Raw genomic sequence first — 12,479 nt, forward strand, 5'->3', positions numbered from 1 at the left:
CCTCCTTATTTTTTGACTAGCGACACGTCGTTGAACAGCGGGTAACCGAGCGAATCGAATTTCAGCCCGGATACGTTCTTCGAAGCCGCGACCGTATAAGGGAACACGTATATCGGCAGGATGACGGCATTGTCGATAATATAATGCTGCACCTTCTTGTAAATTTCCTTGCGCTTGACGGTATCCGTCTCGACAACGCCTTGGTCGAGCAGCTTGTCGATCTCCGGGTCGGACAGGTGGGACAGGGACGGACGGACGTTCGGAGCGGTCGTCCGATAAAATGCATTGAGCGCGACCGGGTCCGAGTTCACTTGACTGTTGCCGTACAGGTCGTAAGCCTGATTCGTGTATACGACGGTCGCCACGTCCTTCGTAATTTCCACGTCGACGGCAATGCCGACCTTCTTCAGCTGCTGCTGGATGATCGCGGCGATGTCGTTGCGCTTCTCGCGGTTGGGCGAGCCGTCGACATAACGCAGCGTCAGCTTCTTGCCGTCCTTCTCGCGCACGCCGTCGGCCCCCTTGACGTAGCCGAGCTCGTCGAGCAGCCGATTCGCCTTGTCGAGATCCGGCTTGACCCCGTTCTCCAACGACGGATCGTAGCCGAACGTGGTCGGCGACAACGGCGACCATGCCCGTTGATACGTGCCCAAATACAAGCTTTTGACGATCGAGTCGATGTCGACGGCATATTGCACCGCTTGCCGCGCCTTCACGTTGTTCCACGGCGCCCTGTCCTGATTGAAGAACAGGGTGTACGGCACGCCCCCCGTATTGACTTGAAGCAGCTGCAGCTTGGCATCGTTTTTGAGAGACACGATGTTTTGCGGCGGAACCGTTTCGGCGGCTGACACTTGCCCGCTCTGGACGCTGCCGATGCGGGTCGCCTCCTCCGGGATAATTTTAAAGGCGATGGCGTCCAGGTAAGACTTGCCTTTGTTGGCGACCAGCTCCGGCGACCATCCATAGTCGGGATTGCGTTCGACTCGGATCTCCGAATTGTCGTCCCATTTCACGAATTTGAAAGGGCCCGTGCCGACCGGATTTTTGCCGAATTGATCGCCGTATTTCTTCGCTGCCGTCGGCGATACGATGCCGAGCATCGCTTGGCTCAAGTTGCCGAGAAACGCGACGGAGGGCGTCTCCAGATTCAGCTTGATCGTATATTCGTCGATCACCTCGGACGATTTGTAAGGCTTCAGCAGCGCCGTAGAGTTCGCGGCCTTGGTCGCCGGATCGAGGATGCGGTCGTAGCTGTACTTGACCGCCTCGGCGTTAAACGGCGTGCCGTCGTGGAACTTGACATCCTTGCGCAGCTTGAACGTATAGCTTTTGCCGTCATTGGAAATCGTCCACTCGGTAGCGAGCCACGGCTTGATCGTATTGTCCGGCAGCTGTACGACGAGACTGTCGTAAAACGTGCGGAACACCCTCACGGCCACGGCCAAACCGCTGCGGTGCGGATCTAGCGTATCCGGCGATGTGGCCAGTGCGTAAGAGATTTCGCCTCCGGGCGCCGCTTGCGCCGCGCTCCCCGTGCTTCCGGCATTGCCCGGCTGGCTTGTTCCGTTCTTCGGATTCGCCTCTGAGCAAGCCGCCAAGATCATGACTGCCGCAGAGAGCAGGGCGATGAATTTGACCCTGAGTGACCTTTGCATACCGTTGTTCACACTCCACATCGTTATAGTTGATGCCTTACACGGCGACGAAAGACTGCTTGATCCGCGCGATTTGGTTCAGGTGCTGGCCCGCATGCTTCGTGAACCCTTGGACGATATCGGCGATCCGCACCGTTTCGCCCTTGGCGTTTACGCCGGTCCTCTCCCAATCGCCGTCGCTCAATCGGTGGAGCAGCAGACCGTTATACCGGAGCAGTTGCCCGAACAGAGCCAGAATATCCGCCGCATCGCCGTCGTTCGCCTTTTGGCCGCTCACCCAAGCATCTTGATTGAAAGCGGGGAGCCGTACCGTCGTATCGGCCAAAATATCGCGGATCCGGAACGAAACGACAATGCTGTGATCGGCAAGATGGGCAATCACTTCGGTCACGCTCCACGATTCGGGGGCTGCCTTCCACGTCAGCTGCTCTTTGCTCAGACCTTCTACGGCCCGTATTAATTGATTGTGCGTATCCAAGTACGCCCCAATATCGACTCGACTCATCCAATTTCCTCCTTCAAATGAATGCGCGGCTCCGTCTGCAGCAGATTTTCAGCCGCGCCTCTATAACCAATAATTCCAATCGTTATAATTGGATTTAATTTTATAATGTAACACTATCATTCGTTCCGCCCCGGCGTCCAATAGAGTTCCTCTATCGATCGATTCAATTTTTCTAATGATTGCGGACGGACTGCCGCGCATACCGGTTGCCCGGCACGGCCAAATTCAAATTGCCGCGAAGCGTATCGCTTTCGTACTCGGTGCGGAACAATCCCCGCTGCTGCAAAACGGGCACGACCAGATCGACGAAGTCGGCCAAGGCGTTCGGCACAACCGTACGAATATTGAAGCCGTCGGCCGCTCCTCCATCGAACCATTGCTGAATCAAATCCGCGATCTTCCCGGGCGTGCCGATAAACGCGGTGCGCGGCGTAGAAGCTCTAAGCGCGACTTGCCGCAGCGTCAACGCCTGCTCCTTGGCCTCCCGCTTGATTTTGTCCGTCGTACTGCGGAAGCTGTTGCTGCCGAAATCGCCGAGGTCCGGGAAAGGCTCATCCAACGGAAAACGGGAGAAATCGAAATGCTCGAAATATCGACCCAAATAAAGAAGCGCCTGATCGATCGTGACAAGCCCGGCGATTTCCCGGTACTTTCGCTCGGCCTCTTCTTCGGTTTTGCCGACGATCGGACCGATGCCCGGAAAGATCAATATTTCGTCGGGATTTCTTCCGTATGCCGCCGCTTGCGACTTCACGTCCCGGTAAAACTCCCTTGCCTCCTCGAACGTTTCGTGCGCCGTATAGACGGCATCGGCCGATTTGGCGGCGAGCGTTTTGCCCGCTTCCGACGAACCGGCCTGGAAAATGACCGGGTAGCCCTGTTTGGATCTGGCGATGTTGAGCGGACCTTGTACGGAAAAGCGCGGCCCATTGTAGTTCAATGCATGCAGCTTGGCGGGATCGAAAAAAACGCCGCTTGCTTTGTCGCGCACGAATGCATCGTCCTCCCACGAGTCCCACAAGCCTTTGACGACTTCCAAGTGCTCCTCGGCGATTTCGTAACGCAAGGCGTGGTCCGGGTGGCCCCCTTTGCCGAAGTTCAGCGCAGAGCCTTCCAGCGGCGAGGTGACCACGTTCCACCCCGCTCGGCCTCCGCTCAGGTGGTCGATCGATGCGAACTGCCGGGCGACCGTGAACGGCTCGCTGTAAGAGGTGGATAAAGTCGCGACGAGTCCGATGTTCGCGGTGACCGCCGCAAGAGCGGACAAAAGGGTCAACGGCTCGAACCGGTTCAGAAAATGCGGATTGGACTTCTCGTTAATGTACAAGCCGTCCGCGATAAACAATAAATCGAATTTGCCTTCCTCCGCCTTGAGCGCCTGCTGCTTGTAAAAATCGAGACTCACGCTCGCATCGGTCCGGACATCCGGGTGCCGCCAGAAGGAGATGCTGTTTCCGACTCCGCTCAAATTGGCTCCCAGCTTTAGTTGTCGTGGCGACATCGCTTGGCTCCTCCTTTTCTCTAAACCAAATATACATATCGGTTTTATCGGATTTATATCGTGCATGTATACTGTATACCAAAATCCGGCCGTACCGTATATCACGATATTCTATTCATCCATTCAGAACTTCTATAGATCCAATCCGCCCGAACCGGCCATAAGTCCTTGGAAAATGCGCACGAGGATGAACATGTACGGGTCATGCACGAAATAATTGGCGAGATGGGCCGCGCCGAGCCCGATACCCGAGCGGACGAGCATCAGCTTGCTGCCGTATTTATCGGCCAGCGAACCCCAGAATGGCGCGCACAGCCCGCTGATCAGAAAGCTGATCGAAATCGAAATGCCTGACCAGGCTTCCAGCCGGCTCCGGATGCCCAGATCATTTTGCAAAAACAGAGGAAAAAACGGCACCGAGAGAGTGTACGCCATGTGGTTGAAAAACAAGCCCAGCCATAATATGTACAAATTACGCTTCCAATACAGCTCCATGCCATCCTCCCGACATCCAGGCATATAGGTAGAGACGATCTTTACTGTATCACTCTCGTCAACCGGCCGGCCAATAGAGAAATTCTATTTTCGCATTCAATATTCCGATACCTAAGCAGTAACAATCAGACTCACTGTTCACATACTTCGGTTCACTATTGCCCTGCCGATTCAGTCCGACGGACGCTCTTCGGGCTCTCTTCGAACACTCTCCCAGCACTTTCCGGTCGGGCAGAAGCACGGGGGACGATTAATCAGCACGAAGAAGGCGACCGTCAAGTCGCCCGATGCAGTAGCTTCTCTGGACGCGGCAGGCGGGGAATGTCCGCCAAGTCGACGCCCTCTATTCTTTTTTTGCGCCACTTGCCGTACAGCTTGGGATCGTGCTCGGCCACGTATTTCAGGAACACGCGCAAGCCGCCGTCGCGTTCCAAGCTTTTGAATAGCATGAACGGAGCTCTTCGGATCGTCCGGTACGCGCCGCTGTGGTCGATTACTTTCAGCTTGCCGCCTTCGGTCACGATAATATGTCCGGTACGCGTATCGATGCGGGCGAATTTCAATTTTCGCATCGCCTTGACGATTCCGAGCAGCTGCGCGGCGAAGGACTCCGTCAATCCCGGATTGTCCGCCAAATAGTCCCGCAAATTCGGGCCCGGCAAATATTCCATTATTACATATTTATCTCCGGTCTCGTACAGCTTCGGAAAATAAGGCACTTCTTCCGCCGCCTTAAGCGCCTTGCTTTCCCAAAACGCGGTGCGGGAATCCTCGTATACTTTGACGCAGCGGTCGGAGGACAACCGGAAGACGGCTCCCTGGGCTCCGATGCCGATCATCGGATAACCGGCCGGGTTGCGCACTTTCAGCTGTTTTTTGCCTCCGACGATTTCGGACGTGACGGATATCGACCTGAAATCCTCCATGACGATATTCCTCCTCCTCTCTATCGCATTGCCGGCCGCTCCGCGTGCTTCTCGCACAACCTACAGCATGCCGAGATGCTGCAGCCTTTCCTTGATCATTTGACCTACGACCTGCGGCGAGAAGTACGTGCGGATATGCTGCATGCCGTTGAAAGCGATGGAATTGCGGAAATCCGTATTGTACATGATTTCGCGCATATAGTGCGCCGCATGCCCGAGATCCGGCTCCGCCCAAGTTTGATAGCCTTTGTACGGGCCCCAGTCTCCGCCTACTCCGACAATGCTGAAATCGACGATGCAGGAGTTCGTGGCGTTCATGAAGTCGGTATTGCCGGACCAATATGTCCCGATGACCGGCTTGCCCAAATACATCGCCTCGGCCAAGCCGAGCCCGAACCCCTCCGAACGGTGGAGCGAGACGAAGCAATCGGTGCAATTCAATAGTCCGTCGGTGTCGCCGCGGCTCAAAATCCGGTCGATGACGTATATATTGGAATACCCTTTGACCAGATTGCGGATTTCGTCGATATCCGACGGATTCGCCTTCGAATGGTTCAGCTTGACAACTAGACCGACCGACTCATCTGTCGGATCGAACGCCTGCTTGAACGCATGGATCGCCCCTTGCGGGTTTTTCCGTCGCTGATAGCTGTGCGTGTCGTACATCGAGAAGAACAAAAACTTGTCATCGGGCAAGCCGAACGTGGCGCGACTCACGTCTTGCGGCGGATTGACCTCGACACCGTGCGGGATGCGGATGACGGGAACGGAAGACTTCTTGGCAATTGATTCGACAACGAAGTTGGATGGCGCCCACACCTCGCTCACAAAATGGAAGCCGTCGCAAAATTCATCCGGAAAATCGGGCAGCTCCCAATGCCAATAGCCGATGTTGAACCGTTTGTCGAACAGCGACGCCCCGAAGTGGTGGTGCACCGATCTTAACGTATCGGCATTCGTGTGTATAATGTTTACTTTATACTCCGGGTCACTCACCTCTTTATGCGCCCAAGTCATGTCATCCATCCGGATGGACGTAACCGGAAAGTTGAGAATGTCGAAAGGGATGTCCGCCGCCGAGATCGCCCTGGCTGCAAGTCGGCTCGACTCGCCGATTCCCATCTCGGCCCGAATGAATCCGACGATATTGACCCCTTTCGCGTAACCCGGCTCCGGCGCTTCTTCCGGCTCGGCAACCGGCTCAATGTCGGGCAGGTACTCCTTGGAGGCGGGGAGGGGCCGCTTCAGACGTTTTCTTCTTCCTTTCAGCCGCCCTCTGCGAAACCGCTTCTTCCCTTTGGACAGCAGCCATCTTCTTCTTTTCCATCGCTTGGCAAGCTTCCGGACGCCGGCGCGCCTTTTCTTCAGCCGCGCCTTCCTTCCGCGCAGCGGCGGCTTCCGCTTTTTGCGTTTCGCCGTTTTGACGGCCGACGACGACGATTTGCTTTGCCGGTGCTGACCGGTACTCCGCATTAATATCCACCCTTTCTTGGTTGAGATAGCTCCGTAAAGCAAAGCCCCGCCCCGTCAGGGGCGAAGGCCTGTCACTTTCGGGGGTTCTTTTCCGGGGCTCCCCCAAAAGTATTCGGATTACGCTGCGAAGGTTCGCTTCACTTTTGGGGGACTCTTAGAGCTGGTCCCTCCAATATTGCAGCAAGTCCTTCATGGTCGTCTCGAACGGAATTTCCGGCTTCCAGCCGGTGGCGTCATGGAATTTCGTATAATCCCCTAGCAAAATTTCTACGTCGGATGGTCTCAGCCGGGCGGGATCTTCCTCGATCGAAATGCTCGCATTGCTGTAAGACAGCAGCAAATCGAGCATTTCGCGAATGGTGCAGCAGCTGCCCGAAGCAATGTTGTACGTTTCGCCGGGCGTCCCTTTCTCAAGCGCCAGCCAATATGCGCGAACGACATCGCGGACATCGGTGAAATCGCGCTTCGCCGACAAATTCCCCACTTGCAGCACGGGCGGTTTCTTTCCTTTCTCGATCTGGGCGATCTGCTTGGCGAAATTGGAGGTTACGAAATTTTCGCCGCGTCTCGGACCCGTATGGTTGAACGTACGAGTAACGATAATCGGCAAGCCGTAGCTTTTGTAATACTGGTAGCCCAAATAATCCTGCGCCACTTTGCTGACCGCGTAAGGGCTAAGAGGCCGAAGCGGATTCGTTTCCCGAATGGGCGTCTCGTCGGGCTCTACATGTCCGTACTCCTCGCTGGAGCAGGCCACCTGCATTTTGCACGACAAATCGAACCGGCGGAGCGCCTCCATAATGTTAACCTGACCGGCCACGTTGTTGTGGATCGTATCGATCGGCGAATTCCAGGAGGTCGGGACGAAGCTTTGCGCCGCCAGGTGGAAAATGAGATCGGGCTTGATTTCCTTGATCAGATGCTCCACGGAAAACGGGTCCCTCAGCTCGCATTCCACCAGCTGAATATCTTTCAGATGCTTGATATGGTCCATGCGGCTTCGCTGCCGGATCGTTCCGGTGACCTCCACATTGTGTTGCAGCAAAAATTCCGCCATGTGGCTTCCGACAAAACCGGAAATCCCCGTTACAAGAGCTTTCATCCGTTAAGTTCCTCCTTCTTGTCGTTCGAGGGCTTGCAGCGCGCTTTTGATCCGCTGCTCCTCCGATTTGTGGCAGACGAGCAAACCGTCCTCGGTCGAGACGATAATCAGATCGTTGACGCCGATCACCATCGTCCTCGGATGGTCCGTATAAATGATGCTGTTGCGGGTCGATTCGGCATGAACGTGGCCGAGGCCGTTCAAAATGTTGCCTTCCTCGTTCGCCTGCTGAATCCGCTCAAGCGACGTCCATATGCCGACATCGTCCCATTTGAATTTGACCGGGATCGTCAAGATCGAATCCGCCTTCTCCAAAATCGCGTAATCGATCGAAATTTTCGGCAGCATCGAGTACGTGGTCTCCGCTTTGCCGTCGCGATCCGTCAGCATATTCCAGAGGAACGGCTGATGCATCCGCATATAATGGGCGATCGTGGACGGCTTCCAGACGAAGATGCCGCTGTTCCAAAATACGCCCGAATCGCGGATGAGCTTCTCCGCCACTTCCAGGGAAGGTTTCTCGATAAACTTGCTCGCTTCGAGCAGTCCGTCTTCCGAGACGATTTCCGTCGTACGAATATAGCCGTAGCCGGTCTCCGGCCTTGTCGGCACGACGCCGAGCGTCACGATCGCCGTCTTGCGCTCGGCCGCCTTCGCGGCTATGCGCAGCGCCCGTACAAGCTCCTCCGGCTCATCCGTAAAATGGTCCGAGGGCATCGTCACGAGCACCTCGTCGTCGTCTCGCGACAAGAAGTGCTGCGCCGTTAAGGCGATGCAAGGTCCGGTATCCCGCTGTTCGGGCTCGAGCAGCAGCCGGTCGCCGGACAATTCGGGCAATTGCGCCTCGACCAACGTTTTGTACTCCCTGGCCGTGACGACGTACACCTCAGCCTCCGGCAGCCACCGCGTATACCGTCTATAGGTTTGCTGCAGCATCGTCTCATGGGAGGTGAGGGAGAGAAACTGCTTCGGCCGCGTCTTCACGCTTCTTGGCCAAAACCGGGTCCCTGACCCTCCCGCCAAAATTACGATTTTCAATCTATTTCCCTCCCCGCTACAGCGATGGAATACGCTAATATACTATGCACAGCTCTCACGGCCGACGTAGACGCATTGCCGATAGGGGACGAAATTGGCGCTTGCCCAACATGCCTGTCTCCCGGCTCCAGAAAAAAGCTAAAAAGCGTACTCCGCACACAAATGGAGCCTTTTGATGAAGCGGGCAGGCATGCTCGCACCGTACGCAGCGTCCGGTGCGCGGTGTAGCTTTGCACGATAGCGGTGGACCACATCGTTGTCGTAAATAGAGGAGCCGATTTCCGTTATGGTCCCGATTTCCGTTACACTTCCGAAGATAACGGAGCCGGCTTCCGCTATTTCGATCTTTCGGGGTGAAAATGATCGCAAACAGCGGAATAGCGGTATGGCTTTCCGTTATTTTGCTATCGACAACGGTACTCGGAGTCCATAACATACGCCAGTTCCGCTATTTTATGGATTGACGTCTCGCAAGCGCCGGCGAAGGCGGCCAGCCTTTGCCGACCAAGCGATACATGCATTTTTCGTACGCGAATTATGCCGCCGTAGAAAAAAAGATGCCGGGAGCGGCATCCTGCTACCATTTGAATTTGCGCCGCTTCACAAGCCAACTGCCTATGGCGGCCGGCTCTTCGTCGAGCATTTCGTACATGCGGGCTTCGAGCGAAGTTAACGGAACGGCCCCGTTTACTTTGAAGGAGAGTGTCCGGTCATCGTCATTCACTTTCAATTTGGCCGGAATAAAGGACGAGTTCGCTTGAATTTCGACTACATAAGAAGGAACGTTGTCGCGAAGCGGTATTTTCAATTCGAACGGACCTTCGCCGAATTTGTAATTCCGGTAATGAACGCCGTTAATATGGACGGTCAACGCCAGCCGGTCCGCTTTGCGGTTGAATTTGGGAAGCTGATGGTCCCCTCCGATAATCAGACGATCGAGCGGAGATTCGCCGCCGTTGTCGATTTCCATTTTCCAGTATGGCGGCACCCAACCGTCCTCGAGCCGATTCGACGAGGTTATCTGAGGCCCCGGGCCGAATACGCGGAACTGCTTCATTTTCTCCATCAGCCACGCGGGTCCTTCCGGCAAGTGGTGGGCGATATATTGGATGAGCCAGTGGTTCGAAACGGCGCCGTAATGCTTCAAGTTCGTCCGGATAATTTCCGGAAGTCCGACGGTGAAATATTGCTTGACGCTTTTGCAGTCGTCATGCAGCCGCGAGTTGGCCATCACCTGATTCACGAAGCCGAGCCGGTGCTTGGCGGCAATGCGCATCCAGAGGTCGTAGTCCATGCAGAAATGCAAGCTTTCGTCGATCGGCCCGACCTGGTCCAGGACGCTTCTGCGAATAAAAACGGCAGGCTGGCAAATGGTGCACACGTCGAACAAACGCGCCCGGTCGATGCCCGGATCGACGGGATACGGCCGAAGATGCTTATTGTCCTTGTCCGTATGATCGGCCTTGCCGTATACAAGCCCGTATTCCGGATGCTTGACGAGCGCGGAGACGGCGCGGCTGATCGCCTTCGGCCAATACGTGTCGTCCGAATTGAGCCATCCGATCACCTCCCCCCTCGCCATCGCCAACCCTTTGTTGAGCGCGTTCGACTGCCCTTTGTCTTTTTCCGAAACATATCGGAAGCGGTCCCCGTACTTGCGGGCATATTTTTGCAAAATGTTCACCGTCTCGTCCTTGGAACCCCCGTCCACCACGATAAGCTCGGTATTGGGGTAGTCTTGGGACACGATGCTCTCGATCGTCTCGCGGATAAAGGCGCCCTGCTGATACGACGGGGTAATGACGGATACTAGCGGCTCATTCCGCGGATCGTAGCTGCGGCTCATGAATACGCCTCCTTATACCATTTGATCGTCTGCTCCAGTCCGGTTCGCATGTCGGTTTTCGCCTCGAAGCCGAACCGTTCCTTCGCCAGACGGACATCCAGCCTTCTTCTCGGCTGGCCGTTCGGTCGTCCGGCGTCCCATACGATTCGTCCGTCGTAACCGACGAGCTCGCGAATCGTCTCGGCCAGCTCGCGGATGGCGATCTCATGCCCCGATCCGAGATTGACGGGGTCCGGGCCGTCGTACGACTCGGCCGCGCGAACGATTCCTTCGGCCGCGTCTTCGACATACAAAAATTCCCGGGTCGGCGTCCCGTCGCCCCACAGCATTATCGAAGCGTCGCCCCGGCTTTTCGCCTCCTCGCATTTGCGTATGATGGCCGGGATAACGTGGGACGTTTCCAGGTCGAAGTTGTCGCAGGGACCGTATAAGTTGACCGGCAGCAAATAGATGGAATTGAAGCCGTACTGCTTGCGGTAAGCTTGCGATTGGACGAGCATCATCTTCTTGGCCAGTCCGTAGGGCGCGTTCGTCTCCTCCGGGTAACCGTTCCATAAATCGGCTTCGCTGAAAGGAACGGGGGCGAATTTCGGATATGAGCAGATCGTGCCGATCGCTACGAATTTCTCCACGCCCTTATGCCTGGAATGCTCGATCAAATGCGCTCCCATGACGAGATTGTCGTAGAAAAACGATCCCGGATTTTTCTCGTTCGCTCCGATGCCGCCGACAACGGCGGCCAAGTGAATGACGACATCCGGTCGAAGATCGTCCAGCATCCGGAGAATATCGCGCTCCTTGCGGAGGTCGTACTCTTTGCTTCGCGGCACGCTAATGCGTTCGCACCCGCGCCGTCGCAGCGTTTCCACCACGTGTTTGCCCAAAAATCCGGCTCCGCCGGTCACTACGACCGATTTATCGGCAAGTTCCATCATCATATCTCCCCTTCGATGCGGCATTTTCGGCATTTGTTTACGATATGTGAATGACCCCCTCGCGGTATAGACAACTACATCGGGTTCGCAAAAAAAACAAACGCTTGCCGGCGTATACATGTCCATGCCGGACCGGATCGCGCGCCATACGATACAAAGGAGCGAACGAGCATGGTGAATGGGGTGAGTCGGGTGAGAATGATGGAAATATTGCGGAAGGTGTACCAGAAGGAGAGGGAGTCGTTCGTTGCGGCCTGCTACCGGGAGCTGCTCGCGCGCGAGCCCGATCCGGAGGGCTTGCAGCACCATCTCCGTTTGCTGGGCGGAAAGTCGAAGCTGGAGCTCATGATCGCGCTCATGCAGAGTCCGGAAGCCGAACAGCTGTACCGGTCCGGTTCCGCCGGCTCCGGCAAAAAACGGCCGTCGGCGGCCGACCTGCTCCGGAATTTATACGTCCACTCCGACGAGCGTTTCGTGAAGGGCTTATACGAGGAGCTGCTGTGCAGAAGACCGGATCATGCAGGCAGCAGCCACAACGTTCAGCATCTGAAACGCGGGGCTTCCCGGGCTTCGATCGCCGCCTCGCTGCTTCAGTCGGGTGAAGCCCTAGAGCTGCTCAAAGCGAAGAACGGCACTCCGATCGCCCAGAAAATATTGTTCGACTTTGCGAACCGGACGTATTATCCGGATTACCGGTATTGAGCGCAGGCTTTCTTTGCTTTGCCCGAGCGGGTAGTATTTTGGCGGTTAAATGTCTCGAAGAGCGGAAGCGTAACCGAAGCAGCGCGGGGACAAGGATCTCCAGTGCCGGTATCAGCCGTCTATTTACGATTCGGTATGGCTCCGCCTTAGGAGAAGCGTCGTTCGACCGCTTGCACCTCGGGAGACTCTAGCCTGCAAATAGTGAACCAAATTTGCAATCTTATGTCCTTCGGCAAGCCGGATTTCGATCGGATTTTATCGGTCCGGGCCCGAAATAAGGTTGGTTTCAGCACTATCA

The 12,479-nt window shown here is 55.8% G+C and carries 11 protein-coding genes; 1 reads left to right on the forward strand and 10 read right to left on the reverse strand.

Annotated elements, in window-relative coordinates; translation table 11 throughout:
- Positions 1-5: 5 nt before the first annotated feature.
- From FE784_RS09945 to FE784_RS09990, 10 genes are all read right to left on the reverse strand, one after another.
- Positions 6-1,658 (reverse strand): ABC transporter substrate-binding protein, encoded by a 1,653-nt coding sequence (locus FE784_RS09945; protein WP_139602035.1) that lies wholly within the window; start codon positions 1,656-1,658, stop codon positions 6-8.
- A 37-nt stretch (positions 1,659-1,695) separates the two neighbouring features.
- Complete coding sequence (locus tag FE784_RS09950) at positions 1,696-2,163, reverse strand: DinB family protein (RefSeq protein ID WP_139602036.1); 468 nt, start codon at positions 2,161-2,163, stop codon at positions 1,696-1,698.
- Positions 2,164-2,335: 172 nt separating this feature from the next.
- A complete protein-coding gene (locus tag FE784_RS09955) occupies positions 2,336-3,664 on the reverse strand; it encodes an LLM class flavin-dependent oxidoreductase (protein ID WP_139602037.1) in 1,329 nt (442 codons plus the stop codon).
- 132 nt (positions 3,665-3,796) lie between these two features.
- Positions 3,797-4,159: an MFS transporter gene (locus tag FE784_RS09960; protein WP_139602038.1), complete on the reverse strand. Its 363-nt coding sequence runs from the start codon at positions 4,157-4,159 to the stop codon at positions 3,797-3,799.
- Positions 4,160-4,434: 275 nt separating this feature from the next.
- Positions 4,435-5,085, reverse strand: a complete 651-nt coding sequence (locus FE784_RS09965; protein ID WP_139602039.1) for a serine/threonine protein kinase — start codon at positions 5,083-5,085, stop codon at positions 4,435-4,437.
- 60 nt (positions 5,086-5,145) lie between these two features.
- The gene (locus FE784_RS09970) at positions 5,146-6,558 is read right to left on the reverse strand and encodes a glycosyltransferase family 4 protein (protein ID WP_139602040.1); all 1,413 of its coding nucleotides are present in this window, start codon (positions 6,556-6,558) and stop codon (positions 5,146-5,148) included.
- A 154-nt stretch (positions 6,559-6,712) separates the two neighbouring features.
- The gene (locus FE784_RS09975; RefSeq protein ID WP_139602041.1) at positions 6,713-7,660 is read right to left on the reverse strand and encodes a GDP-mannose 4,6-dehydratase; all 948 of its coding nucleotides are present in this window, start codon (positions 7,658-7,660) and stop codon (positions 6,713-6,715) included.
- Between the two features lie 3 nt (positions 7,661-7,663).
- Positions 7,664-8,698, reverse strand: coding sequence for a mannose-1-phosphate guanylyltransferase (locus FE784_RS09980; protein WP_139602042.1), 1,035 nt, complete (start codon positions 8,696-8,698; stop codon positions 7,664-7,666).
- Between the two features lie 577 nt (positions 8,699-9,275).
- Positions 9,276-10,544 carry a glycosyltransferase family 2 protein gene (locus tag FE784_RS09985; protein ID WP_139602043.1) on the reverse strand — a complete coding sequence of 423 codons (1,269 nt, stop codon included), beginning with the start codon at positions 10,542-10,544 and terminating at the stop codon, positions 9,276-9,278.
- Positions 10,541-11,476 (reverse strand): GDP-L-fucose synthase family protein, encoded by a 936-nt coding sequence (locus tag FE784_RS09990; protein ID WP_139602058.1) that lies wholly within the window; start codon positions 11,474-11,476, stop codon positions 10,541-10,543. Before FE784_RS09990 ends, FE784_RS09985 begins: the two co-directional genes overlap by 4 nt.
- 174 nt (positions 11,477-11,650) lie before the next feature.
- Here FE784_RS09990 and FE784_RS09995 point away from each other — a divergent pair, with 174 nt between their 5' ends.
- On the forward strand, positions 11,651-12,181 hold the full coding sequence (locus FE784_RS09995; protein WP_139602044.1) for a DUF4214 domain-containing protein: 531 nt from the start codon (positions 11,651-11,653) through the stop codon (positions 12,179-12,181).
- Positions 12,182-12,479 lie beyond the last annotated feature (298 nt).

This window comes from Paenibacillus hemerocallicola, from assembly GCF_006265175.1.
In the GTDB taxonomy this organism is placed as follows: domain Bacteria; phylum Bacillota; class Bacilli; order Paenibacillales; family NBRC-103111; genus Paenibacillus_AB; species Paenibacillus_AB hemerocallicola.

What these genes read in the sequence shown, in the direction of transcription:
- FE784_RS09945 (WP_139602035.1), bottom strand. Translation starts at nt 1,658, where the DNA reads ATGCAAAGGTCACTCAGGGTCAAATTCATCGCCCTGCTCTCTGCGGCA.
- FE784_RS09950 (WP_139602036.1), bottom strand. Translation starts at nt 2,163, where the DNA reads ATGAGTCGAGTCGATATTGGGGCGTACTTGGATACGCACAATCAATTA.
- FE784_RS09955 (WP_139602037.1), bottom strand. Translation starts at nt 3,664, where the DNA reads ATGTCGCCACGACAACTAAAGCTGGGAGCCAATTTGAGCGGAGTCGGA.
- FE784_RS09960 (WP_139602038.1), bottom strand. Translation starts at nt 4,159, where the DNA reads ATGGAGCTGTATTGGAAGCGTAATTTGTACATATTATGGCTGGGCTTG.
- FE784_RS09965 (WP_139602039.1), bottom strand. Translation starts at nt 5,085, where the DNA reads ATGGAGGATTTCAGGTCGATATCCGTCACGTCCGAAATCGTCGGAGGC.
- FE784_RS09970 (WP_139602040.1), bottom strand. Translation starts at nt 6,558, where the DNA reads ATGCGGAGTACCGGTCAGCACCGGCAAAGCAAATCGTCGTCGTCGGCC.
- FE784_RS09975 (WP_139602041.1), bottom strand. Translation starts at nt 7,660, where the DNA reads ATGAAAGCTCTTGTAACGGGGATTTCCGGTTTTGTCGGAAGCCACATG.
- FE784_RS09985 (WP_139602043.1), bottom strand. Translation starts at nt 10,544, where the DNA reads ATGAGCCGCAGCTACGATCCGCGGAATGAGCCGCTAGTATCCGTCATT.
- FE784_RS09990 (WP_139602058.1), bottom strand. Translation starts at nt 11,476, where the DNA reads ATGGAACTTGCCGATAAATCGGTCGTAGTGACCGGCGGAGCCGGATTT.
- FE784_RS09995 (WP_139602044.1), top strand. Translation starts at nt 11,651, where the DNA reads ATGGTGAATGGGGTGAGTCGGGTGAGAATGATGGAAATATTGCGGAAG.